The following is a 24904-nucleotide window of genomic DNA, read 5'->3' as shown; positions in this document are numbered from 1 at the left end:
GGCAGCATGAATAAACGGAATGATATCTCGCCTAATGGTCGTTTGTTCGCACGCCTCAGGCCAGCTATTAGTAGAGCCTGACGTATTTGCCCATCTTTGGATTTCCGTTTTTCATTTCCAGAATCAAGGAGACAACATGCTTACCGACTTGCTCAACCGCCTCGGTGTCGACCCCGCCCTGTATCAGAAAGGCGATCAGGCCGTGCACACACCTGTCGATGGCAGCCGTATCGCTTCCGTGCATTGGGAAGGCCGAGCGGAAGTCGAACAGCACGTCACGCGTGCCGAACATGCCTTCGAAGCCTGGCGCAAAGTCCCGGCACCCCGTCGTGGTGAACTCATGCGTCTGTTCGGCGAGGCCCTGCGCAAGCACAAGGCCGAGCTGGGTGCGCTGGTGTCGTGGGAAGCCGGCAAGATCACTCAGGAAGGTCTGGGTGAAGTGCAGGAAATGATCGACATCTGCGACTTCGCCGTCGGCCTGTCGCGCCAGTTGTACGGCTTGACCATTGCTTCCGAGCGCCCTGGCCACCACATGCGCGAAACCTGGCACCCGCTGGGCGTCGTCGGGGTGATCAGTGCGTTCAACTTTCCGGTCGCCGTCTGGGCCTGGAATACCGCATTGGCGCTGGTCTGCGGCAATGCCGTGATCTGGAAGCCGTCGGAGAAAACCCCGCTGACCGCACTGGCCTGCCAGGCGCTGTTCGAAGGCGTGCTCAAGCACTTCCCTGATGCCCCGGCGTACCTGAGCCAAGTGGTCATCGGTGGGCGTGAAGCCGGCGAAGCGCTGGTCGACGATCCGCGTGTGGCGCTGATCAGTGCCACCGGCAGTACGCGCATGGGCCGCGAAGTCGCGCCAAAAATCGCCGCACGCTTTGCCCGCAGTATTCTTGAGTTGGGCGGCAACAACGCGATGATCCTCGGCCCAAGCGCCGACCTCAATCTGGCGGTACGCGCGATTCTGTTCAGCGCCGTCGGTACGGCCGGTCAGCGCTGCACCAGTTTGCGTCGTTTGATTGCCCACGAATCGGTCAAGGGCGAAATCGTCAGCCGTCTGAAAACCGCTTACGCCAACGTGCGCATCGGTCATCCGCTGGAAGGCAATCTGGTCGGTCCGCTGATCGACAAGCACAGCTACGAAAACATGCAGGACGCCCTGGAACAGGCCCTGAGCGAAGGCGGCCGAGTATTTGGCGGCGAACGCCAGTTGGTCGAGCAGTTCCCTGATGCCTACTACGTGTCCCCGGCCATCGTCGAAATGCCTGAGCAAAGTGATGTGGTCTGCACTGAAACCTTTGCCCCGATTCTGTACGTAGTGGGTTATGAAGACTTCGCTGAAGCCGTGCGCCTGAACAACGCGGTGCCGCAAGGCCTGTCGTCGTGCATTTTCACCACGGACGTGCGCGAAGCTGAGCAGTTTATCTCGGCACTGGGCAGCGACTGCGGGATCGCCAACGTCAACATCGGCCCAAGCGGTGCGGAAATCGGCGGTGCTTTCGGTGGTGAGAAAGAAACCGGTGGCGGTCGTGAGTCGGGTTCCGATGCGTGGCGCGGTTACATGCGTCGCCAGACGGCGACCGTGAACTACTCCCTTGAATTGCCATTGGCGCAAGGCATTACGTTCGACTGATAACCCCTATCGCGAACAAGTTGAACTCCTACAGAGACTGCGCAAATCCTGTAGGAGCGAACTTGTTCGCGAAGTGATGGATCAGCAACACAAAATTTTGCACAGTATTCTCAGGGGTTTTTGCGATGCCGCTACGCGAAGAATGTCTGTGGGAAAAGCTGACACCGCAACGGCCCGAGGCCGAGGCGCTCAAGGGTGAATTGACGGTTGATGTGTGCGTGATTGGCGCGGGCATCACCGGGCTGTCGGCAGCCATTCATTTGCTGGAACAGGGCAAGCGGGTCGCCGTGCTTGAGGCCCATCGCACCGGCCACGGTGGCTCGGGGCGTAATGTCGGGCTGGTCAACGCAGGGTTGTGGATTCCACCGGACGAAATCGAAGCCGGGTTCGGAAAGAAAGTTGGCAGCCAGTTGAATCAGATGCTCGGCGCTGCGCCGTCGCTGGTGTTCAGCTTGATCGACAAATACAACATCGACTGCCAACTGCGCCGTGAAGGCACGCTGCACATGGCGCACAACGCCCATGGCGTTGCGGACCTGCGCAGTCGTGAAGAGCAATGGAAGCGCCGTGGTGCGCCCGTCGAGTTACTGACCGGCAAAGCCTGCGAGCACGCCACCGGCACTCAGAAAATATCCGCCGCACTGCTGGATCGTCGCGCCGGCACGTTCAACCCGATGGCCTTCACCAGCGGGCTCGCCAAGGCAGTGGGTAGTCTCGGCGGTCAGTTATTTGATCACTCTCCGGTCACGCGTCTTGAGCGCCAAGGCGAACGCTGGTGCGTGATCACCGAACACGGCGCGGTGCTGGCCGAGAAAGTGGTGGTTGCTTCCAACGCCTATACCGAAGGCGAATGGACGGAGCTGCGCCGCAACTTTTTTCCTGGGTATTACTATCAGGTCGCATCGGCGCCGCTGACCGAAGAGGCTGCGCAGCAGATTTTGCCCGGAGGCCAGGGTTCCTGGGATACGCGTCAGGTGCTCAGCAGCATTCGTCGCGATGCTGAGGGTCGTTTGCTATTGGGCAGTCTGGGCAATGGCAATCAGAAACCGACCTGGTTCCTCAAGGCCTGGGCCGATCGGGTGCAACAGCATTATTTTCCGTACCTCAAACCGGTGGAGTGGGAGTGCACCTGGACCGGTTGCATCGCGTTCACCCCCGATCACTTGCTGCGACTCTTCGAGCCTGCGCCGGGGTTGGTGGCGGTTACCGGTTATAACGGTCGCGGCAACACCACCGGTAGCGTAGTGGGCAAGGCGTTTGCCGACTATCTGTGCCATGGCGATGCCAAGGCGCTACCGATTCCCTTTGCACCGATGTTGCCGGTGTCGGCCATCGGCCTGCGTAGCTGTTTATATGAAGCCGGTTTTTCCCTGTATCACGCGGGCCAGTGCCTGCGAATCGTGATTTGAGAAGAATTTTCTGGCAACGAGCGGCGCTTTTTCGCGCACCAACTAACCTCCTAATGGTGCGTCTCGTAGCGGTCGCGCACCTCGGGTGTGCACTTCGGTGACGCATACTGTTACAGGCAGGTTGCACGGGGGTATCTGCGCGGGTTGCAAGTTTTATAAGTGAGGGTTGCTCTTTTTTATGCGGAGGGTTGTACCTGTTCCGGTTTAGACGGTTGCACGCCTAATAAAAATGGGCACGAAACGGTCGAATAACAACAAAACAACGACTTTTTTAAGAATAAAAAACCTATGGCACGCCACTTGCTCTGCGCTTGTAGCTGAATCAAAGCTTGTGCTGAAGTCGCTGTGCTAACTAAAAAACCTCAGGAGCACCAACCATGTCACAGACGTTTTACAGGAAAGGTTTTCTGGCACTCGCAGTTGCTACTGCATTGGGTGTTTCTTCGTTTGCTCAGGCTGATGTCAAAATTGGTGTGGCGGGTCCGATGACCGGTCCTAGCGCTTCCTTCGGCTTGCAATACATGAAAGGCGCGCAAGCTGCGGCGGATGCAATCAACGCCAAAGGCGGCATCAACGGCGAAAAAATTGTACTGGTCCAGGGCGATGACGCTTGCGAGCCGAAACAGGCTGTGTCCGTAGCGAACAAAATGGTACAGGACAAGGTTATCGGCGTTGTCGGGCACTTCTGCTCGTCGTCAACCATCCCTGCCTCTGAGGTCTACGCCGACGCAGGCATCATCGCAATCACTCCGGGTTCTACCAACCCGGCGGTCACCGAGCGCGGCCTGCCCGCAATGTTGCGTATGTGCGGACGTGATGACCAGCAAGGTATCGTCGCGGGTAACTACATCGTCGACGTCCTGAAAGGCAAAAAAGTTGCCGTCATCAACGACAAAGACACCTATGGTAAGGGCCTGGCAGACGCGACTGCCAAGCAGTTGACCGCACGTGGCGTGAAGCCGGTTCTTGAAGAAGGTCTGACCCGCGGCGAGAAAGATTTCAGCGCCACGATCACTAAAGTCCGTTCGGTAGGGGCTGATGTCCTTTATTTCGGCGGTCTGCACCCGGAAGCTGGCCCACTGGTCCACCAACTGCGTGAGCAAGGTATGAAAGACGTCAAGTTCATGTCCGATGACGGCATCGTGACTGACGAAATGGTGACTACTGCCGGTGGTGCTCCGTACGTCGACGGTGTGTACATGACCTTCGGTGCTGACCCGCGCCTGATTCCAGACAGCAAGGCTGTTGTAGAAACCTTCCGCAAGTCCGGTTACGAGCCTGAAGGCTACACCCTGTATGCCTACGCCTCGGTGCAAGCCCTGGCTGCTGGCTTCAACGGTGCCAAGTCGAACAAAGGTGAAGACGCCAGCAAATGGCTCAAGGCGAATCCGGTGGAAACCGTGATGGGCAAGAAGGAATGGGATGGCAAAGGCGACCTGAAAATCTCCGACTACGTGGTTTATCAGTGGGACGCGGCAGGCAAATACCATCAGCTAGAAAAACAGAAGTGAGATAAACGCATCGCCAGGCCTGGGTCTCTCGACATAAATCGTGGGGCGCAGACCCAGCTTTAGTAATGGGTTGTGCAATCGTGCAGGCCCGGTATTTTTCTTCTGAGCCACATGAACCCGGCCAGGTGCGCCTCACAAGGGCTCATCGACACCGGGTTCGCGGTGGCCTCTCAAGTGTGTGAGAGTGCATGATGGACGGTATTTTCCTGCAACAAGTTATCAACGGTCTGACCCTCGGGTCGGTCTACGGTCTGATCGCCATCGGCTACACAATGGTCTACGGCATCATTGGCATGATCAACTTCGCCCACGGCGAGGTGTATATGATTTCCGCGTACCTCTCGGCAATCAGCCTGGCTCTGCTGACTTACTTCGGTGTGGAATCCTTTCCGTTGTTGATCCTGGGTACCCTGCTGTTCACGGTCTTCGTGACGGGTGTGTATGGCTGGGTCATTGAACGCATCGCTTATAAACCGCTACGCAACTCCACTCGACTGGCACCGCTGATCAGTGCTATCGGCGTTTCTCTGATCCTGCAGAACTACGCACAGATCGCTCAGGGCTCACGGCAACAGGGTATTCCTACGCTGCTGAGCGGTGGGCTGAGATTCGATATCGGTACTGGTTTTGTGCAGATCACCTACACCAAGATCTTTATTCTGGTCGCAGCGTTTGTCGGGATGGCCCTGCTGACCTACATCATCAAATACACCAAGTTGGGGCGTATGTGTCGTGCGACCCAACAAGACCGCAAGATGGCCTCGATTCTCGGGATCAACACCGACCGCGTGATCTCGTACGTGTTCATCATCGGCGCTGCCATGGCTGCACTGGCCGGTGTTTTGATCACGGTGAACTACGGCACCTTCGATTTCTACGCAGGCTTCGTGATTGGCATCAAGGCCTTTACCGCGGCGGTGCTCGGAGGGATTGGTTCGCTGCCTGGCGCCATGCTCGGCGGGATCATTCTAGGGGTTTCCGAGTCGCTGTTTTCCGGTGTGATCAACTCTGACTATAAGGACGTCTTCAGCTTCTCGCTGCTGGTACTGATCCTGATTTTCCGTCCTCAAGGCCTGTTGGGTCGCCCACTCGTGGCGAAGGTATAAGTATGTCCGCAGCCAATAAAAAACCAATTGATGTCAAAAAAAGCCTGATCGACGCTGTTCTGGCCGGGTTGATTGCCCTGATTGTCTTCGGCCCGATCGTGGGCGTAGTGCTTGAAGGTTATAGCTATAACCTGCAACCGACGCGTGTGGCCTGGATGGTTGGCGCGGTGATGATCGGACGTTTTGTCTTGAGCCTGTTCATGCAGACCGCCAGGGGCGTGAAGGTCCAGCAAAGCTTCGAAGTCACCGGCTCAGGCGTGCATGTGCTGCCGCCTGATCACAAATCGCGGCTGCGCTTGATCATCCCGGGTTTGATCGTGATCGCTATAGTGTTTCCGATCTTCGCCGACAAGTACCTGCTGACGGTGGTGATCCTGGGCTTGATCTACGTGTTGCTGGGCCTTGGCCTGAACATCGTGGTCGGTCTGGCGGGCCTGCTCGACCTGGGTTACGTGGCGTTCTACGCCATCGGCGCTTATGGCCTGGCGCTGGGTTATCACTACCTTGGCCTGGGCTTCTGGACCATGTTGCCGCTGTCGGCACTCATGGCGGCGCTGGCCGGATGCATACTCGGCTTTCCCGTATTACGCATGCACGGCGACTACCTGGCCATCGTGACCTTGGGCTTCGGTGAAATCATTCGCCTGATACTGACCAATTGGCTGTCCTTCACAGGCGGGCCGAATGGTATGCCGGTGCCATCACCGTCGGTTTTCGGTATTGAGTTCGGGCGTGTGGCGAAGGATGGCGGGATACCCTTCCATCAATTCTTCGGGACTGAATACAACCCGAACGTAAAGTTCATGCTCATCTATGGCGTGCTGTTCCTCGTCGTGATGCTGGTGCTGTACATCAAGCATCGGCTGACTCGCATGCCGGTCGGTCGTGCCTGGGAAGCCTTGCGCGAAGATGAGATCGCTTGTCGCGCCATGGGCCTGAACCACGTACTGGTCAAGCTCTCTGCCTTTACCCTGGGTGCTTCCACGGCGGGTCTGGCCGGGGTGTTTTTCGCCACCTATCAAGGCTTCGTCAACCCGACCTCGTTCTCGTTCTTCGAATCGGCGTTGATCCTCGCCATCGTTGTATTGGGTGGCATGGGCTCGACCGTCGGAGTCGTGATCGCCGCGTTCGTACTGACTGTTGCCCCGGAACTGCTGCGCAGCTTCGCCGAATACCGTGTGTTGCTGTTCGGCATCCTCATGGTGTTGATGATGATCTGGAAGCCGCGTGGCCTGATCCGGATCAGCCGTACCGGTGTGACGCCGCGTAAAGGAGTGGCGCCATGAACGATGAAGTCATTCTCTCGGTAGAGAACCTGATGATGCACTTTGGCGGGATCAAAGCCCTCAGTGACGTCAGCCTGAAGATCAAACGCAATTCGATTTCGGCTCTGATTGGCCCTAACGGTGCTGGTAAAACCACGGTGTTCAACTGCCTGACCGGCTTCTACAAAGCAAGCGGCGGGCGCATCCAGCTCAACAGTCGGGGCACCAGCACCAACGTCATCAAGCTGCTGGGTGAGCCGTTCAAGGCCACCGACTTCGTCTCGCCAAAAAGCTTTGGCAGCCGCCTGTTCTATAAAATGTTCGGCGGCACGCACCTGATCAACCGCGCCGGTCTGGCGCGGACGTTCCAGAACATTCGTCTGTTCAGGGAAATGTCGGTACTGGAAAACCTGTTGGTGGCCCAGCACATGTGGGTCAACCGCAACCTGGTGGCCGGGATTCTCAACACCAAGGGCTATCGTAAAGCTGAAAGCGATGCCCTGGACCATGCCTTCTACTGGTTGGAAGTGGTGGACCTGGTGGATTGTGCCAACCGCCTGGCCGGGGAGTTGTCCTACGGTCAACAACGGCGTCTGGAAATCGCCCGGGCCATGTGCACGCGGCCGCAGATTATTTGCCTGGACGAGCCGGCTGCCGGCCTCAACCCGCAAGAAACTGAAGCCCTGAGCAAGATGATTCGGTTGCTGCGCGACGAGCACGACCTGACGGTGGTGCTGATTGAACACGACATGGGCATGGTCATGAGTATTTCCGATTACATCGTGGTACTCGACCACGGCAACGTGATCGCCGAAGGCGGCCCGGAGCAGATTCGCAACGATCCAAAAGTGATCGCCGCGTACCTGGGTGCTGATGAAGAGGAGTTGGTATGAGCGGACCGATCCTCGAACTGAAAGAGATCGATGTGTTTTACGGGCCGATCCAGGCCCTGAAAAAAGTCTCGTTGCACATAAGCGAAGGTGAAACCGTCAGCCTGATCGGCTCTAACGGTGCCGGTAAGTCGACCTTGTTGATGTCGATCTTCGGCCAGCCACGGGCGGCCAGCGGGCAGATCATTTACCAAGGCGTGGACATCACGCAGAAGACCTCGCACTACATAGCCTCCCACGGCATTGCGCAGTCACCAGAAGGGCGGCGGGTATTCCCCGACATGAGCGTCGAGGAAAACCTGCTGATGGGCACCATCCCTATCGGTGACAAATTCGCCACCGAAGACATGCAGCGCATGTTTGAGCTATTCCCACGGCTCAAGGAGCGCCGCAACCAGCGTGCCATGACCATGTCCGGCGGCGAACAGCAGATGCTGGCCATCGCCCGTGCACTCATGAGCCGGCCCAAGCTGCTGTTGCTCGATGAGCCGTCGCTGGGCTTGGCGCCGATCATCGTGAAGCAGATTTTCCAGACGCTGCGCGAATTGGCCAAGAGCGGGATGACGATTTTCCTCGTGGAACAGAACGCCAACCACGCCCTGAAGCTGTCTGATAGGGCGTATGTGATGGTCAACGGCGAGATCCGACTAACCGGCACCGGGCAGGAATTGTTGGTCAACGATGAGGTCAGGAACGCTTACCTCGGCGGTCACTGACAGGCGTTAAAACAGGCGGTAAATACAAAGCGCGCCCCGGGTGAATTTACTCGGGGCGCGCTTTTTTCAAATTGTGGAAAACAATTTTCACAAGCTCTTAAAGCGCGACATAAAGACGCTGCAAATAGTTGTTTTGTCACGCTTTTGACTTGTCCAAGATTGCTGTGGAGGCAGCTGTGGGTAACGTGGGAGTAGCTGGCTGCAGCCCTTGTGCTACGTGGCTTGCAGGGTTCTGGTTGTTTTTTGATCAGTGGTTTTTACAAGAGCTCCAGCGCGTTCTGTCAACATTTTTATAGCTGGTTATTCGTACAGTAAATTTGTCGACGCAACCTGTGGATAAGTCTGTGGGCAAGCACTGGAAAGGTTCGGCTAAGGGCCGTAGTTACTGGCATGGGGCCGTCACTTGCGGTTTAGCCTCGACAGGCTGATTTCGGCCTGCTACATGCGCGGACCTCAGGGTCAAGTGAAAAACTTCCGAAATCCGCGTGCAGGCCCCGGATTAAAGGGTTTGAGCTCATTTGCACTTGCCCCCAAAGACTGTGGGTCTGACTGTGGATAAGGTGGGTAAAACCCTGTGCAGCCCATACGGGGCGTGGCTTTGCCTCGATAGAGTGTTTTTTGTACAGTTGCAGAGGGCGCAGGAGGCTGATTTATCCCCAAAGGGTTGCTGGCAACCCGCTTGGGCGGGCATTCTGCTGGCCTGTTTCCCTTATTCGTCATCATGGCTGCGCTGCGTTCAAGCCAAATCAGGAGAAAGATATGACTTCCACTGTGTTCATTACCGGTGCCACTTCCGGCTTTGGCGAAGCGTGCGCCCGTCGATTTGCCGACGCTGGCTGGTCCCTGGTGCTGACGGGCCGCCGTGAAGAGCGCCTCAATGCGCTGTGCGCCGAGTTGTCCAAGCAGACCAACGTCCATGGCCTGGTGCTGGACGTACGCGACCGTCAGGCCATGGAGACCGCCATCGAGGGTCTGCCGGCTGAATTCGCGACCCTGCGCGGGTTGATCAACAACGCCGGTCTGGCACTGGGTGTGGACCCTGCGCCGAAATGTGACCTGGATGACTGGGACACCATGGTCGACACCAACATCAAAGGGCTGATGTACAGCACCCGTTTGTTGCTGCCACGGTTGATTGCCCATGGGCGTGGGGCCGGGATCATCAACCTGGGTTCAATCGCGGGTAATTATCCGTACCCGGGAAGCCACGTGTATGGCGCCTCCAAAGCGTTCGTCAAACAGTTCTCGCTGAACCTGCGCTGCGACCTGGTGGGCACTGGCGTACGCGTGACCAACATCGAGCCGGGCCTGTGCGAAAGCGAGTTCTCGCTGGTGCGTTTTGCCGGTGACAAGGAACGTTATGACGCAACGTACGCGGGCGCCGAGCCAATCCAGCCACAGGACATCGCCGAGACCATCTTCTGGGTGCTGAACACGCCTGCGCACATCAACATCAACAGCCTTGAGCTGATGCCGGTGAGCCAGACCTGGGCTGGTTTTACGATTGATCGCAGCCGGGGCTGAGTCAGGTACACCGAGTTAGCTTCTTCGCAGGCAAGCCTGCTCCCACAGACTGACGGAATACCCTGTGGGAGCAGGCTTGCAACTACGCGTCCCGCTGCGAATGCTTTTAGAACTCATCAAAATACTCAACTAGCCCTGCATAGCAGGTCGCCAGATGATAGGGCGTCGTCGACGGCATATCGTTGCGGCTGACCTTGCCATCGGTGTCCAGGCATTCATGCCAGCCTGCCGGGTACAGAAAGCGCTGTTGCAGGGCGACCAGTTGCCGCTCCAGTAACGCATCGCTGTCAGGCCGCAAGGCCAGTGCCCGCAGGTATTCGGCCTGTGCCCAGATTCGCTGGGTGCCATCGCGCACCGAGCCATCCACCTCCAGCATTGCCTTGACCGCGCCGGTGTGCGGATCGACGCCATGTTGCTCGGCAAACGCGAACGCTCGGGTCAGCGATGCGTGCAGCGGACTGTTGCGCAGCAGCGCAGAGGACTCCAGCAAGAAGAACCACTCGAACTGATGCCCCGGTTCGAACCAGTTATTCACAGCGCCCAATGGTTTTTCCAGCATGACACCGTGCGCCGGGTCGATGAATTGTTGCTGCATCGCCGTGACCAACCCTGTCAGCGCCGCTTGAGTGCTCAGGTCTTCGCGCACGGACACGGTGGCGAGAAAGGCCTCGGCCAGGTGCATCAATGGATTCTGCAACGGGCCACTGCCGAGGCCCGACCAGTCCTGATCGAGACAGGCTTCATACAACCCGGCACCATCGGCGAAGCGCTCGGCCACCACGGTCAGGGCGGCATTGAGTACCGACTCGACCAACGGATCATGCACTTTGGCCCAGTAATGAGCGCAGGCGAAAATGATGAACGCGTGGGTGTACAGGTCCTTGCGCCGATCCAGGGGCGCGCCCTGCGGATCGATGCTGTAGAACCAGCCACCGTACTCGGCATCATGGAAGTGCTGTTGCAAAGAGCGGAACAGCGCTGCTGCGCGGACGCGTGCACCCGGCGTCGAGGGCTGATCGATGAGGCTAGAAAACAGATACAACTGCCGCGCACACGCCATGGCGCGGTAGCGCTGGGGAGGCAACGGCTGATGATCGGCATCCACGGCTTCATAGGGCAGCGCCAGCGCCGCGTTCCAGCCCGGACCTAGCCAGAGCGGCACGATTACGTGCTGAAGATGCCGCTGCACGGCAGTGAACACGGCGGTCAATTCAGGCGTGGAGGCAGAGTGGGAAACATCGGGCATCGGCTGGCGTCACGGCAAGGGCGTTTGCGCGACATGGTAACGCAACGCTGTATCAGGCACACCGTGCTGACCCATTCGCGAATAAATCCGCTCCCACAAAAAGCATGCGATCCGTGGGGGCGAAGTTATTAGCGAAGGCGTCAACTCAGGCGTGGCGGATTACCCCGCCATCAACCAAACCCCGGTTGCAGCCGAGGCAGCGCCTGCAATACGCACCAGTGGCGAAGCGGCTTGGGGCAGGGCGCGCACCACTGCGTAACCCACCGCATGCAACGCGGCGCTCGCAGCGACGAAACCAGCAGCGTAAGCCCACGGGTTGGACATCGCAGGCAGTTCAAGGCCGTGAGCCACGCCATGAAACAGCGCGAACAACGCCGTCGCGGCCACGGCCAGCGCCAGGGGTGGTCGCACCGCCAGTGCCACTGCCAGGCCCAGCGCAAACACCGAGGCCGCGATGCCGCTTTCCAGCGCAGGCAGGTTCATGCCGGCAAACCCCAAGAGACCGCCGATCAGCATCGTGCCAACGAATGTGCAGGGAAGCGCCCAGCGAGCAGCACCGTGTTGTTGCGCCGCCCACAGGCCGACAGCAAGCATCGCCAGCAGGTGGTCGAGACCGCTCAAGGGGTGGCTGATCCCTGCCAGCAGACCGTTGTCACCATGGCCGGGGTGGGCGAAGGCCAAGGCCGGGGTCAACAGTAGGGCCAATGCCCACAGGCTTTTTGTGGTGTTCATGGCTAACGCTCCTTAAGTGAGTTCCTTGAAAGGTGAGATCACGCCACCTGAGTCAGCAGACCCTGACGCTCGATGAAGGCAATGATCTGCTCAAGACCGAGCCCCGTTTTCTGGTTGCTGAAGACGAACGGTTTTTCACCGCGCATCTTTTTCGTGTCGCGGTCCATCATCTCCAGCGATGCACCCACCAGCGGGGCCAGGTCGACCTTGTTGATCACCAGCAAATCCGACTTGCAGATACCGGGGCCGCCCTTGCGCGGCAGCTTGTCGCCGGCCGAGACGTCGATCACATAAATGGTCAGGTCCGACAGCTCAGGGCTGAAGGTGGCGGAGAGGTTATCGCCGCCGGACTCGACGATGATCAGATCCAGCCCTGGAAAACGCCGGTTCAACTGATCCACCGCTTCCAGATTGATCGAGGCATCTTCGCGGATTGCCGTGTGTGGGCAGCCGCCGGTTTCGACACCGATGATCCGCTCGGGCGCGAGGGCTTCGTTGCGCACCAGAAAGTCGGCGTCTTCGCGGGTATAGATATCGTTGGTGACCACGGCCAGGTTGTAACGGTCGCGCAGGGCCAGGCACAGGGCCAGAGTCAGGGCGGTCTTGCCGGAACCGACCGGGCCACCGATGCCGACGCGCAGGGGTTGGCTGTTCATAACGTTCTCCATTGAGCCCTACAGGGCTCTGCACAAAAAAATCAGGACCGAAACAGTCGGCTGTATTGGCGTTCGTGGGCCATGCTCGCCAGCGAGAGGCCAAAGGCGGCGCTGCCGTAATGCTCTGGGTCGGTTGTCGTGGCCTGCTGTTGGGCCTGTTGCAGCAATGGCACCAACTCGCTGGTCAGGCGTTGCGCGGCTTGTTGGCCCAGCGGCAGGGTTTTCATCAACACGGCCAATTGGTTCTCCAGCCAGCTCCACAACCAGGCGGCCAGGGCATCTTGCGGGCTGATCTGCCAGGCGCGGGCGGCCAAGGCCCAACCCAGCGCCAGATGCGGCTCAGGCAATTGCAGGAGAAAGGCCCGCGCCGGTCGATCCAGTTCCGGCAGGCCGTTGAGCAGTTGTTGCAGGGAGTAGCCCATCTGCCGGCTTTCCTGATACAGCTCGCGGGTTTCCCGGCTGGCGCGGTGCTCCTGACTCAGTTGGAGTAATTGGCCCCAATCGTCCTGGGCCGCTGCGGTGCAATGGGCCAGTAATAAAGGCGCTTCGAAACGGGTCAGGTTGAGCAACAGTTGATCACCGATCCAGCGGCGAGCACTGGCTGAATCAGTGACCAGCGCTTGCTCGACCGCCATCTCCAGGCCTTGTGAATAGCTATAACCGCCAATCGGCAGCTGCGGACTGGCCAGACGCAGCAGCGCCCAGGCGCTGTTCACGTACGCACACCAAACTGGTGCATGCGCGGTGGGTAATTGAACTCCTCGTCGCCTGCCCGCGAATGGTGATGGCCGCCGCCATAAGCGCCATGCTCGGGTTGGAACGGGGCCTCAATGGATTCGGTGGTGGCGCCGAGCTGGTCGAGCATGGCCTTGAGTACATAGTCATCCAGCAAGCGCAGCCAGCCATCGCCCACTTGCAGGGCGACATGTCGGTTGCCCAGGTGATACGCGGCGCGGGTCAGTTCATGAGCATTGCGGCAGGTGACGTGCAGCAATTGTTCAGGCCGGGCGCACACGCGAACAATGCGCCCGTCTTCCGCTTGTAGGCATTCACCGTCGCGCAGGGGAGGCTGACCGCGTTCGAGAAATAGCCCGACGTCCTCCCCTTCGGCACTGAAACAACGCAGGCGGCTTTTACTGCGCGCCTCGAAATTCAAATGCAGCTCGGCAGCCCAGGTGGCTTGAGGATCGATTCTTCGATGAATCACCAGCATCAGAATGCCTCCAGCTAATTGCGATGCAGTAGGCAGAGCAAGGTGCTTGCCAACAGTTATCGTATGGGGGTTTGCTGGCAGAGAGTGCTGCATCTGCGTGCAGATAGCACTCTATTGGTGCGTCTCGCTGATTAAGGCGCTATTGCAGGTCACTCGGTACTGCCAAGCCCTTGCCAATGGTTGGCGCCGATGAAGATGAAGCGTAACTGCTGGGTGATCTTGGCGCGGGGCGTGAGGTGTTCGGCGAGGGTTTCGGCGGGTGGGTCGATCAGTTCAGGCAACATGGCGAAGACGCTTTTTACCACAAGATCGGCCATGACAGCCAAGTCATCGGGGTCCAGGTGCTGCAATTTTGGCATCCCCGCCAAGTCAGCGGCAAGGTCGGCGCTGATGCCTTCACGCAGGGCTCCCAGCGCCTGACGCACGGGAAGCGAGCCCCCATATTGCTCACGGGCCAGAAACAGGAATTGCGAGCGGTTGGCGGCGACCACCTCGAGAAAAATCTTCACTGACGCATCAATGATCCCGGTCACCACGAATTTGTTATGCCGTACCAGACGAATGGTTTCGCGAAAGGTTTGGCCCACTTCACAGACCAAGGCCAGGCCCAGTTGATCCATGTCCTCGAAATGCCGGTAGAACCCGGTCGGTACGATACCGGCCGCTTTGGCCACTTCACGCAGGCTCAGGCTGCCAAATCCTCGGCCGCTCTCCATCAAGCTGCGAGCGGCGTCCAGCAAGGCGTGGCGGGTTTGTTGTTTCTGTTCGGCGCGGGGCGGCATGGGGCAGCGGATATCTGAAAGGAGACTGCGCGGCACTCTATCAAATGAACTTCGTGTTCGTCGAACCGACTTCTGCAAAAGTGAATACCCGTAACCAGTAGGAAAGCGCTGGTTTTGATCAGGTAAAACGCTGTCCAGTCCTGAAGTAGAGGGGCACTATCGGTTTGAATTCAGCTTATTTTGCAGGCCGACCAAACCAGCACCGTTTTTTTCAGTCGAACAGCAAAGCCGTATGGGCGCGCGACCAGGCACAGGCCGGGAGCGAGGCGGTTATCAGGAGAATCGTGCAATGACGCGCAGCGGTAAAGTGTTTAGCGGGATTGGCGCCACGTTGGTGGTGCTGCTGGCCGTTCTGGCCATTGTGATCGTCACGTTCGACTGGAATCGAATCAAACCGACCCTCAACGATAAAGTCTCCGAAGCCTTGCATCGACCCTTTGCCATCAATGGCAATCTCGCGGTGCTCTGGCAGCGTGAGCCGGATCAAGGGGGCTGGCGCGCATGGTTGCCGTGGCCGCATTTTGTGGCTGAAGACCTGACGCTGGGCAATCCGGAGTGGTCTAAAAATCCACAAATGGTCACCCTCAAGCGTGTTGAGTTCCGTTTAGCACCCTTGCCGTTGTTGCTTCAGCAGGTTGTGATCCCGCGAATCGATTTGACCGGCCCCGACGCGAAGCTGGAGCGCCTGGCCGATGGCCGGGCCAACTGGACTTTCGACCTGCCCAAGGCCGATGCAAACGCCAAGCCTTCGAAATGGGTGTTGGATATCGGCGCGATTGGCTTCGATAAAGGCGTGGTCAGCCTCAACGACCAACGCCTGAATACTCAGCTGGACCTGGTCATTGATCCGCTGGGCAAACCGATCCCGTTTAGCGATATCGTCGGCAGCCGCGAGGCGAAAAAAGCTCAGGACAAAGGTGCCGCGCCACAGGATTACGCGTTCGGTCTGACGGTCAAAGGGCAGTACCACGGCCAGAAACTCAGCGGCACTGGCAAAGTGGGTGGGCTGTTGGCGCTCAAAGACGCGGCACAACCTTTCCCGGTGCAAGCCGATCTGCAGGTTGCCGATACCCACATCGTCGTTGCGGGCAGCCTGACCGACCCGCAAAATTTGGGCGCGCTGGATTTGCGCCTGAAGCTGGCGGGCAGCAGCCTCGGTAATCTGTACCCGCTGACGGGCGTGACCTTGCCGGACTCGCCGGCCTATGCCACGGACGGTCATCTGGTGGCCAAACTGCATGAGCCCGATGGCGCGTCGTTTCGGTACGAGGGCTTCAACGGCAAGATTGGCAACAGCGATATCCAGGGTGATCTCGGTTATGTTGCCAGCCAGCCGCGTCCTAAGCTGACCGGGGCGCTGGTGTCCAACCAGTTGCTGCTTGCCGACCTGGCGCCATTGATTGGTGCCGACGCCAATGCCGCCCAGAAAAAGCGCGGTGGCGACAGCAAGCAACCCTCGGGCAAGGTATTACCGGTGGAGGAGTTTCATACTGAGCGCTGGGGCGTGATGGATGCCGACGTGGAGTTCACTGGCAAGAAAATCGTCCAGAGCAAAGACCTGCCCTTCACGGACCTATACACCCATGTCGTGCTGGATGGCGGCCAACTGAGTCTGCAACCCCTGCGTTTCGGCGTGGCGGGCGGCAAGCTGGACGCCGATATCCGTCTGGACGGGCGTACCACGCCACTGCAAGGGCGGGCGAAGCTCACGGCGCGTAACTTCAAGTTGAAACAGCTGTTTCCTACCTTCGAACCGATGAAGACCAGCTTCGGCGAATTGAACGGTGACGCTGACATCAGTGGGCGCGGCAATTCGGTCGCCGCGTTGCTGGGGACGTCCAATGGTGATCTGAAGATGCTGGTCAATGACGGCGCCATCAGCCGTGGGCTGATGGAGATCGCCGGGCTTAACGTCGGCAACTATGTGGTCGGCAAGATGTTTGGCGATCAGACGGTGAAGATCAATTGTGCTGCGGCCGATCTGGGGATCAAGAACGGTCTGGCGACGACACGGCTGTTCGTGTTCGACACCGAGAACGCAATCGTCTACATCAAGGGCACCGCGAACTTCAGCAGCGAGCAACTGGACCTGAAAATCAGCCCGGAATCCAAGGGCGTGCGGGTGTTCTCGTTGCGTTCGCCCCTGTATGTCCGCGGGCCGTTCGCCAAGCCTGACGCAGGCGTTCAGACCGGGCCGCTGCTGTTAAGAGGGGCGGGGATGGTGCTGCTTGGCGCCGTGATGGGACCGGCTGCCGGTTTGCTCGCCCTGATCGCGCCCAGCGGAGGCGAGCCGAATCAATGCGCGCCACTGCTGGACCAGATGAAAGCCGGCAAGGCACCGAAGACGGTGAAGTGAATCAGGCGGGTCGCATCCTCTGGGCATCCACTGGACACCCTGTGTGGGAGCGAATTTATTCGCGAATGCGGTGAATCAAGCACAAATGATGTTGGATCTGATGACCTCTTCGCGAATAAATTCGCTCCCACAGTAGATCGGATATTTACTGTGGGAGTAGGGGGGGCTTACAAATCCTTCAAAATATCCGCCATGTCGTCCGCATGTTCTTCTTCCTGCGCAAGGATGGTTTCGAAGATCCGCCGGGTGGTGGGGTCTTGTTCGCCGATGTACTGAATGATTTCGCGGTAGCTGTCGATGGCGATTCGCTCGGCGACCAGGTCTTCATAGACCATTTCCTTGAGTGAATGACCGGCCACGTATTGCGCGTGAGAGTTTTTCGACAGCGTGTCCGGGTTGAATTCCGGTTCGCCGCCCAACTGTACGATCCGTTCCGCCAGCAGGTCCGCATGCTCGGCCTCTTGCTGAGCATGTTCCAGGAACTCGGTAGCCGCGACGCTGGCCTTCAGGCCTGTGGCCATGTAGTAGTGGCGTTTGTAGCGCAGAATGCAGACCAGTTCCGTGGCCAGCGACTCATTGAGCAAACGCAATACGGTTTCGCGGTCAGCGCTGTAACCCTCGGTCACCGCACCGTTTTCCACATTCAAGCGCGCACGTTGGCGCAAGCTGTTCACATCTGATAATTGCTGAACGTTGCTCATCATCAATCTCCAGGGCTAATCCGGTTTCCGTCTCGCTCTTGAGAGGCGCCCGCTAAAAGCTTCAAACGGACACGCTGGCGTGATCGGTACTTAGCTGTGAGTGATGAACACCGAGAAAGTTTTATAGATTTGGCATGGCTGTCGTATTGCGACGTTCAATTGGACGCGAGACGCTAGGCCGGTATCTTGCAAGCGCCGCTATGGTTGAATCCCTCAATGCAAAGGATGCAGGTTTATGACCCAAGAACTGGCGACGCGTTATCCATTGGTGATGGTCCCCGGGTTATTGGGGTTTGTTCGATTGGTGGTGTACCCCTACTGGTTCGGTATCGTGTCGAGGTTGCGCCGGGGCGGGGCCAAGGTCTTTCCGGTGATGGTGTCTTCAGTCAATTCCACCGAAGTGCGCGGCGAGCAGCTGTTAAAACAGATAGAGCGCATCATGCACGACACGGGGGCCGCCAAGGTCAACCTGATCGGGCATAGCCAGGGCGCGCTGACCATTCGCTATGCTGCTGCGAAACGCCCGGATCTGGTGGCGTCCGTGACCTCGGTCGCCGGGCCCAACCATGGTTCGGAACTGGCGGACTATCTGGAACGACGCTTCCCCGCAGGCACTGCCCGAGGTCGCCTGCTCAACTTCGCACTGCGCCTGCTGGCCGGGCTGATGAGTCTGCTGGAGACCGGTTATCGCGGGCCTAAGCTGCCGTTTGATGTCGACGCGTCTCATCAATCGCTCACCGCCGCCGGCGTGGCGCTGTTCAACAGCCGCTACCCGCAAGGCTTGCCCGATACGTGGGGCGGGCAGGGCGAAGAGCTGGTCAACGGTGTGCGCTATTACTCCTGGTCCGGCACTTTGCAGCCGGGACGCAGTGATCGCGGGCTTAATCGTCTGGACGGTACCAGCGTCACCTGTCGCCTGTTTGCCCGTACCTTCACCCGCGAAGTGGGGCAGTGCGACGGTATGGTCGGGCGTTTCAGTTCGCACTTGGGGACGGTCATTGGTGATGACTACCCACTCGACCATTTCGATATCGTCAACCAGACACTCGGGCTGGTGGGCAAGGGCGCGGACCCGGTTGGGTTATTCGTCAAGCATGCCAAGCGCCTGAAAGCTGCTGGACTATAAGGCTTGTGCCCGGACCCTCAGCGGTGTCTTCCAGCGCTCTGCCAGCACCACGCCACCCAAGGTCAGCGCACCACCGAGCAAGTGGTACAGGGCCAGACGTTCACCCAACACGACTGCGGCAATCAGCGCGGTAACAACGGGCAGCAGGTTGAAAAACAACGTCGTGCGACTCGGGCCCAGACGATTGATGGCATGCATCCACATCAGCGGGGCCAACATCGAGGTGGGAATACAGGCGTACAGGATCAGCGGGATATTGCTCGGGCTCAGCCCTGCTTTGGGCGACAGGATAAACAGCGGCAGCAAAACGATAATCGCCACCCACACTTGCAGGTACAGCAGTTGCAGGGGAGGCATGCGCAATTGCCATTTTTTCAGCAGGGTGCTGTAGACCGCATACGCCAGGGTCGCCACCAGCATCATCGCGTCGCCGACGTTCACGCCATGCTCGATCAGGGCGCTCAGGCTGCCGGCTGAAACCACCACCACTACCCCACTGAACGACAGCACCGCGCCCACCAGCGCACCGGTCGTCAGGCGATTGCCGAGGCTGGTGATCGACAGCGTCAGGGCCATCATCGGCATCAGCGACAGAATGATCCCCATGTTGGTGGCCGAGGTCAGGGTCGCGGCGAAGTAGGCCAGGCTCTGATACACGGCCATACCGAGCACGCCGAGGATGAACACTTTCCCCAGGTTGGGCTTGATCATCGCCCAGTTGGCCCGCACTGGCTTGAGCAAGAAGGGCGTGAACAGGATTCCGGCCAGCAACCAGCGATAGAAACCGATCTCGGCGGGGAAGATCACCCCCACGGCCAGTTTGTTGACCACGGTATTGCCGGCCCAGATCAAAATGGCCAATAACGGATACAGGTATTGCATGAGAACAATCCCGCCAGAAAAATGAGCTTGGATTATCGCCTGTCTGGATCGATGGCTATACTCTGTTTCAGACAACATCCCCTTGAATACAGACAGCATGAACCAGAAGCTTTTAAGGATTCCGGATTTTTCCGGCTTGCCATCCCCGGTTTACCTGCGTCACGACGAGTTTGGCGCCGACACCCACAGTGCGGCGCACAGCCATGCCTGGGGCCAACTCAACTTTGTCGCCCATGGGGTGATGGAGCTGGATATCGCTGGGCAACGCTTCATGTCGCCCCCGCAATACGCCGTGTGGATACCCCCCAACACCGAGCACAGTTGTTACAACCGCCAGGCCATCGTCTATCGCTCGGTCTATCTCTCCCTCGAACACTGCGCCAGTTTGCCGAGTGAGCCCTGCACGCTGGTGATCAGCGACATTCTTAAATCGATCCTCAATGACTTTGCTGAACGTGATGTGAAAATCCCCGAGCGCGACGCTGACATCCGGCTGGCGCAGGTAGTAGTGGATCAATTGCGTCTGGCACAGGTGCAAACACGCTACCTGCCTTACGCGAAAAGTCCCGGTCTGATCAGTGTGCTCCAGGCGTTGCAGGCCGATCCTGGGGATAACCGGCCCTTGGTCGAATGGGCCAGCCAGGTGCATGTCAGCGAACGGACATTGGCGCGCCTGTGCCTGCGAGAACTGGGGATGAGTTTCGGCGACTGGCGTCAGCGCTTGCGTTTTCTGGCGGCCATTGAGGCGCTGGAGGGCCTCCGTTCGGTGCAGGAAATCGCTTTCGATATGGGCTACAGCAGTGCCTCGGCGTTTATCTCGATGTTCCAGCGTCTGGCCGGATGTACGCCTGAGCAGTATCGGCGGCAGGCGAAAAAGGTCTGACAGTCACATGCTGTAACACATGCCTGAGCGTTGGCTACACTTCAACGCAAACCGCGCGGCCCAGTGCGATAACCCAGGAGAAAACGCCATGAAGATGCTGCATTTGCCTCTGCTGATCGTGGGTGTGCCATCACCGGTGGCGCAACACTCTCAGCACATTTAAACCTGCCATTGCCGGCCTTGATTCAGGTCGTTATCGGGTGCTTGATCGGTTGATCATCGGCACGGCTATAGGATCGCTGGTCCTCGACTCAGAACGCTGGCAGACTGCCCACCTTTTCGCGCCGTTCGTTTTGAGGCTGTCATGCCAACGTTTTCTCTGCGTCATGTGTTGTTGGCCAGTCGGATTATCATTTGTGGCGGTTTGTTGCTGGTATTACCGCTCAAACTGTTGCCAAGTCTGCTGGCCGGGTTATTGGTCTTCGAGCTGGTCGATATGCTCACGCCAAAGTTGCAGTTGTTGATTGCCGGGGAGCGCGCGCGTTGGCTCGCGGTGGCGTTGCTGGGCACGCTGGTGGTTAGTTTGCTGGCCTTGGTGTTTGCAGGTGCCATCAGCTTTATATTGCACGAAGCGGAAAACCCCGGCGCATCACTGGATAAATTCATGATTCTGGTGGACCGCGCCCGAGGGCAGTTGCCACCGTTCATCGACAGCTATCTGCCCGTGAGTGCTGCTGAGTTCCGTATCTCACTGGGCGCCTGGCTGGCGAAACATGTGGGCGACCTGCAACTGCTTGGCAAGGGCGCGGCGCACATGTTCGTCACGCTTCTGATCGGCATGGTGCTGGGCGCAATCATCGCTTTGCAGCAGGTGGGCGACGTTCAAAAGCGCAAGCCGCTGGCGGCCGCGTTGTATGGTCGATTGAAGCTTTTAAGCGAAGCGTTTCGCAATATCGTTTTCGCGCAGATCAAGATTGCCCTGCTCAACACCGCGTTTACCTCGGTGTTTCTCGCGGTCGTCCTGCCGTTGTGCGGCGTTCATCTGCCATTGACCAAAACGCTGATCATTCTCACCTTTCTGCTTGGTTTGCTACCCGTGGTGGGCAATCTGATGTCCAACACGCTGATCACCATTGTCGGCTTGTCGCTGTCGGTTTGGGTGGCCCTGGCGGCGCTGGGTTATCTGATCGTGATTCACAAGCTCGAATACTTCCTCAATGCGCGGATCGTCGGCGGGCAGATCAGTGCCAAGTCGTGGGAGTTGTTACTGGCGATGCTGATCTTCGAAGCGGCCTTCGGCCTGCCGGGCGTGGTGGCTGGGCCGATCTATTACGCGTATTTGAAAAGCGAGTTGCGACAGGAGGGGTTGGTTTAGCGGGGTATCAGATTATTCACCAATGAATTCGCTCCCACAGAGATCTCATGCCTCTGTGGAGGCGAACGCTCTATCTGGCTGACTCAGCCATAGCGCTTTTTAGCTTCAATCGCCAAACCGCTGCCAATGCTGCCGAAGATGTTGCCTTCTACATGGCGGGCGTTGGGCAGCATGGCCGAGACGCTGTTGCGCAGTGCCGGAATGCCGCTTGAACCTCCGGTGAAGAACACCGTATCCACGTGATCGACACTCACACCTGCATCAGTGAGCAGCTTCGACACGCTGTTGCGCACCCGCGTCAGCAATGCATCGATGGCCGACTCGAACAACGCTCGGCTCAGTTCCACACTCAACCCTGGCTGAATTCGGTCCAGCGCCACATGGCGGCTTTGTTCATGGGTGAGCTGGATCTTGGTTTCTTCCACTTCCATCGCCAGCCAATGCCCGGCGCGCTGCTCGATCAGCTTGAACAGGCGATCGATGCCGCCGGTGTCCTCGATGTCGTAGCGCATGCTGCCTAATGCCAGTTGGGACTTCTGCGAATACACCGCGTTGATCGTGTGCCAGGTCGCCAGGTTCATGTGGTGGCTGGTAGGCATGTAGGCCTGGCTCTTCATCCGGCTGCCGTAACCGAACAGCGGCATCACGCCTTGCAGGCTGAGTTGCTTGTCGAAATCAGTCCCGCCGACGTGTACGCCGCCGGTGGCCAGGATGTCATCGTGACGGTCGGCGACAAAGCGCCGATCCGGCGACAGACGCACCAACGAGAAGTCCGAGGTACCGCCGCCAATGTCGACGATCAACACTAACTCTTCGCGCTCGAGGGTCGATTCATAGTCGAAGGCCGCTGCGATCGGTTCGTACTGGAAGGAGACTTCCTTGAAGCCAATCTTGTGGGCGACTTCCACCAGGGTGTCTTCGGCCTCCTGGTCGGCGGCGGCGTCGTCATCGACAAAGTGCACCGGACGACCCAGCACCACTTCATCGAACGCACGCTCGGCGGTGACCTCTGCACGGTATTTCAGCTCGCCGATAAACAGCCCCAGCAGGTCCTTGAACGGCATGGCCGTCCCCAGAACGCTGGTGTCGTGTTTGATCAGTTTGGAACCCAGCAGGCTTTTCAGCGAGCGCATCAGGCGGCCTTCATAGCCTTCCAGGTACTCGTGCAGCGCCATGCGGCCATAGGCTGGGCGGCGTTCTTCGATGTTGAAGAACACCACCGACGGCAATGTGATCTTGTCGTCCTCCAGCGCAATAAGCGACTCCATGCCAGGTCGCAGCCAGCCGACAGTGGAATTGGACGTGCCGAAGTCGATACCGCAGGCACGGGCTGGGGATTCGTTTTTCATGTGTTTCATGTTCCAGTTAAAAAACGGCCGCGCAGTGTATGTCAGCCCACCCCAGATGCGTAGGGCAAACGTCGGTTAGGTGCGTTTAAATGAGGATTTTGACCGTTGATCTGCACGCAAGGCTTGAACTGGCGGCAATTACCCCCAATCTTGCGGGTATTGACTGGCGCTTGGACGGGGAATCAGCTGAACTATCACGTGAACTCGTCCGACGGCCAAAATAAGCTATCAACGTTAATCGATCCAAACGCACCGAATAAGAGGATGCTATGCGCAGAGCATGGGGCGTTTCGGGCTGCGCTGGATAATTGGGGAAGGTGACGGTTAGATGGACTTCAAAGACTACTACAAGATTCTTGGGGTGGAACCGACTGCGGATGACAAGGCGATCAAGGCCGCGTACCGCAAGATGGCACGCAAGTATCACCCAGACGTCAGCAAGGAAGTGGGCGCAGAAGGCAAGTTCAAAGAGGCTTCAGAGGCTTATGAAGTCCTCAAAAGTGCGGACAAACGCGCCGAATACGATGATCTGCGCAAGTACGGTCAGCAGGGTCGTCCTTTCCAGGGGCCGCCTGGTTGGCAGGGGCGTGGCGCCCCTCAAGGTGGTTTCGGGGATGAAGCTGGTGGTGAATTTTCAGACTTTTTCAGCTCGATCTTCGGTGGTCGGGCTCAGCAAGGCCGCGCGCACAGCGCCGGTCGCCGTGGACAGGATGTAGAGATGGAACTTCCGATCTTCCTCGAAGAAACCCTGTCGACCGAGTCGAAACAGGTCAGCTTCAAGGTCGCGCAACACAGCGCTGACGGCCAACGTATGCCGGACATCACCAAAACCCTGAACGTGAAAATTCCGGCCGGTGTAGCCGACGGCGAGCGTATCCGCCTCAAAGGGCAGGGCGCGCCGGGCGTGGGCGGCGGGGCCAATGGTGATTTGTACCTGGTCATCCGTTTGGCACCTCATCCGCTGTTCGATGTTGAAGGTCACGACTTGATCATCACCGTGCCGTTGACCCCGTGGGAAGCTGCACTGGGTGCCAAAATCGCTATGCCGACCCTGACAGGCAAGATCCACCTGACCATCCGGCCTGACAGCCAGAGCGGTCAGCGGTTACGCGTCAAAGGCAATGGTTTGCTCGACAAGAAGGGCCAGCGGGGCGATCTGTATGCTCAACTTAAAGTTGTCATGCCCACGTTTGCCGATGAAGAAACCAAGGCGATTTGGCAAAGCCTGGCTGAAAAAGCCGCCTTTGATCCGCGGGTCCAATGGAGTAACTGATCATGAGTAGCACCCTGATCCTAGAGCTGGATATGAAGGAATTCTGTCAGGTGACCGATGTACCGGCCGCCTACGTGATCGAAATCGTCGAACACGGCATCCTCGAACCTCAGGGACAAAAGCCGGATGATTGGTTGTTCGACGCTCACGCCTTGGTCATCGCCAAGCGGGCCATCAAGTTGCAGCGTGATTTAGAGCTGGAATGGCAAGGGGTCGCTGTGGCGCTGGATCTGCTGGGTGAAATCGAGCGCTTGCGGGCCGATAACCGCATGCTCAAGCAGCGCCTGGGGCGGTTTTTGGTGGAGTGATCCCATTCAATAGCGCCCGGGACACTGACTTCGC

At 58.4% G+C, this 24904-nt stretch carries 23 protein-coding genes; 14 read left to right on the top strand and 9 right to left on the bottom strand.

The window, feature by feature from the left end; genetic code table 11:
• Positions 1 to 136 precede the first annotated feature (136 nt).
• The 8 genes from amaB (at position 137) to AC1ME2_RS10485 (ending at position 10048) form a co-directional block, all read left to right on the top strand.
• A complete protein-coding gene (gene amaB / locus AC1ME2_RS10520; RefSeq protein WP_480440947.1) occupies positions 137 to 1627 on the top strand; it encodes an L-piperidine-6-carboxylate dehydrogenase in 1491 nt (496 codons plus the stop codon).
• A 125-nt stretch (positions 1628 to 1752) separates the two neighbouring features.
• Positions 1753 to 3036 carry an L-pipecolate oxidase gene (amaA, locus tag AC1ME2_RS10515; RefSeq protein WP_480440945.1) on the top strand — a complete coding sequence of 428 codons (1284 nt, stop codon included), beginning with the start codon at positions 1753 to 1755 and terminating at the stop codon, positions 3034 to 3036.
• Between the two features lie 377 nt (positions 3037 to 3413).
• Positions 3414 to 4547: a branched-chain amino acid ABC transporter substrate-binding protein gene (locus AC1ME2_RS10510; RefSeq protein ID WP_480440943.1), complete on the top strand. Its 1134-nt coding sequence runs from the start codon at positions 3414 to 3416 to the stop codon at positions 4545 to 4547.
• A 191-nt stretch (positions 4548 to 4738) separates the two neighbouring features.
• The gene (locus AC1ME2_RS10505; RefSeq protein WP_480442083.1) at positions 4739 to 5653 is read left to right on the top strand and encodes an ABC transporter permease subunit; all 915 of its coding nucleotides are present in this window, start codon (positions 4739 to 4741) and stop codon (positions 5651 to 5653) included.
• Between the two features lie 2 nt (positions 5654 to 5655).
• On the top strand, positions 5656 to 6939 hold the full coding sequence (livM, locus tag AC1ME2_RS10500; RefSeq protein WP_480440941.1) for a high-affinity branched-chain amino acid ABC transporter permease LivM: 1284 nt from the start codon (positions 5656 to 5658) through the stop codon (positions 6937 to 6939).
• Entirely contained in the window at positions 6936 to 7811 is an 876-nt protein-coding gene (locus tag AC1ME2_RS10495) for an ABC transporter ATP-binding protein (protein WP_480440938.1), read from the top strand. Before livM ends, AC1ME2_RS10495 begins: the two co-directional genes overlap by 4 nt.
• On the top strand, positions 7808 to 8524 hold the full coding sequence (locus AC1ME2_RS10490; protein WP_480440933.1) for an ABC transporter ATP-binding protein: 717 nt from the start codon (positions 7808 to 7810) through the stop codon (positions 8522 to 8524). The genes AC1ME2_RS10495 and AC1ME2_RS10490 overlap by 4 nt, the downstream gene beginning before the upstream one ends.
• 759 nt (positions 8525 to 9283) lie before the next feature.
• On the top strand, positions 9284 to 10048 hold the full coding sequence (locus tag AC1ME2_RS10485) for an SDR family oxidoreductase (RefSeq protein WP_480440931.1): 765 nt from the start codon (positions 9284 to 9286) through the stop codon (positions 10046 to 10048).
• 106 nt (positions 10049 to 10154) lie between these two features.
• Here the strand turns inward: AC1ME2_RS10485 and AC1ME2_RS10480 are convergent, their stop codons facing one another.
• The 6 genes from AC1ME2_RS10480 to AC1ME2_RS10455 all read right to left on the bottom strand — a co-directional run bounded on the left by AC1ME2_RS10480 (position 10155) and on the right by AC1ME2_RS10455 (position 14677).
• A complete protein-coding gene (locus tag AC1ME2_RS10480; RefSeq protein ID WP_480440930.1) occupies positions 10155 to 11294 on the bottom strand; it encodes an AGE family epimerase/isomerase in 1140 nt (379 codons plus the stop codon).
• Between the two features lie 159 nt (positions 11295 to 11453).
• The gene (locus tag AC1ME2_RS10475; protein WP_480440929.1) at positions 11454 to 12026 is read right to left on the bottom strand and encodes a HupE/UreJ family protein; all 573 of its coding nucleotides are present in this window, start codon (positions 12024 to 12026) and stop codon (positions 11454 to 11456) included.
• Between the two features lie 38 nt (positions 12027 to 12064).
• Entirely contained in the window at positions 12065 to 12682 is a 618-nt protein-coding gene (gene ureG / locus AC1ME2_RS10470; protein ID WP_480440928.1) for an urease accessory protein UreG, read from the bottom strand.
• A 41-nt stretch (positions 12683 to 12723) separates the two neighbouring features.
• On the bottom strand, positions 12724 to 13398 hold the full coding sequence (locus AC1ME2_RS10465; RefSeq protein ID WP_480440926.1) for an urease accessory protein UreF: 675 nt from the start codon (positions 13396 to 13398) through the stop codon (positions 12724 to 12726).
• Positions 13395 to 13895 carry an urease accessory protein UreE gene (gene ureE / locus AC1ME2_RS10460; RefSeq protein ID WP_480440924.1) on the bottom strand — a complete coding sequence of 167 codons (501 nt, stop codon included), beginning with the start codon at positions 13893 to 13895 and terminating at the stop codon, positions 13395 to 13397. The genes AC1ME2_RS10465 and ureE overlap by 4 nt, the downstream gene beginning before the upstream one ends.
• Positions 13896 to 14044: 149 nt before the next feature.
• Positions 14045 to 14677 carry a TetR family transcriptional regulator gene (locus tag AC1ME2_RS10455; protein WP_480440923.1) on the bottom strand — a complete coding sequence of 211 codons (633 nt, stop codon included), beginning with the start codon at positions 14675 to 14677 and terminating at the stop codon, positions 14045 to 14047.
• A gap of 289 nt (positions 14678 to 14966) precedes the next feature.
• Between AC1ME2_RS10455 and AC1ME2_RS10450 the strand changes: the two genes are divergently transcribed.
• Positions 14967 to 17033, top strand: a complete 2067-nt coding sequence (locus tag AC1ME2_RS10450; protein ID WP_480440922.1) for an AsmA family protein — start codon at positions 14967 to 14969, stop codon at positions 17031 to 17033.
• 167 nt (positions 17034 to 17200) lie between these two features.
• Here AC1ME2_RS10450 and AC1ME2_RS10445 read toward each other — a convergent pair whose 3' ends face one another.
• Complete coding sequence (locus AC1ME2_RS10445) at positions 17201 to 17734, bottom strand: ferritin-like domain-containing protein (protein WP_480442081.1); 534 nt, start codon at positions 17732 to 17734, stop codon at positions 17201 to 17203.
• Positions 17735 to 17969: 235 nt separating this feature from the next.
• Here AC1ME2_RS10445 and AC1ME2_RS10440 point away from each other — a divergent pair, with 235 nt between their 5' ends.
• Positions 17970 to 18860 carry a lipase family alpha/beta hydrolase gene (locus tag AC1ME2_RS10440; RefSeq protein WP_480440921.1) on the top strand — a complete coding sequence of 297 codons (891 nt, stop codon included), beginning with the start codon at positions 17970 to 17972 and terminating at the stop codon, positions 18858 to 18860.
• On the opposite strand, the gene AC1ME2_RS10435 is transcribed toward AC1ME2_RS10440, so the two are convergent.
• Positions 18855 to 19742, bottom strand: a complete 888-nt coding sequence (locus AC1ME2_RS10435; protein ID WP_480440919.1) for a DMT family transporter — start codon at positions 19740 to 19742, stop codon at positions 18855 to 18857. The genes AC1ME2_RS10440 and AC1ME2_RS10435 overlap by 6 nt on opposite strands.
• Before the next feature lie 97 nt (positions 19743 to 19839).
• Here AC1ME2_RS10435 and AC1ME2_RS10430 point away from each other — a divergent pair, with 97 nt between their 5' ends.
• Positions 19840 to 20625, top strand: a complete 786-nt coding sequence (locus AC1ME2_RS10430) for an AraC family transcriptional regulator (RefSeq protein WP_480440918.1) — start codon at positions 19840 to 19842, stop codon at positions 20623 to 20625.
• Positions 20626 to 20929: 304 nt separating this feature from the next.
• Positions 20930 to 21940 (top strand): AI-2E family transporter, encoded by a 1011-nt coding sequence (locus AC1ME2_RS10425; protein WP_480440917.1) that lies wholly within the window; start codon positions 20930 to 20932, stop codon positions 21938 to 21940.
• 83 nt (positions 21941 to 22023) lie between these two features.
• Here AC1ME2_RS10425 and AC1ME2_RS10420 read toward each other — a convergent pair whose 3' ends face one another.
• Entirely contained in the window at positions 22024 to 23289 is a 1266-nt protein-coding gene (locus AC1ME2_RS10420) for an Hsp70 family protein (protein WP_480440916.1), read from the bottom strand.
• Between the two features lie 328 nt (positions 23290 to 23617).
• Between AC1ME2_RS10420 and cbpA the strand changes: the two genes are divergently transcribed.
• On the top strand, positions 23618 to 24562 hold the full coding sequence (gene cbpA, locus AC1ME2_RS10415; RefSeq protein WP_480440915.1) for a curved DNA-binding protein: 945 nt from the start codon (positions 23618 to 23620) through the stop codon (positions 24560 to 24562).
• 2 nt (positions 24563 to 24564) lie between these two features.
• Positions 24565 to 24870, top strand: a complete 306-nt coding sequence (locus AC1ME2_RS10410; protein ID WP_480440913.1) for a chaperone modulator CbpM — start codon at positions 24565 to 24567, stop codon at positions 24868 to 24870.
• The last annotated feature ends 34 nt before the right edge of the window (positions 24871 to 24904 follow it).

This window comes from Pseudomonas sp. ASL9 (assembly GCF_056680335.1).
The sequence above is the reverse complement of the archived record's forward strand: the minus strand, read 5'-3'. Positions and strand labels throughout refer to the sequence as shown.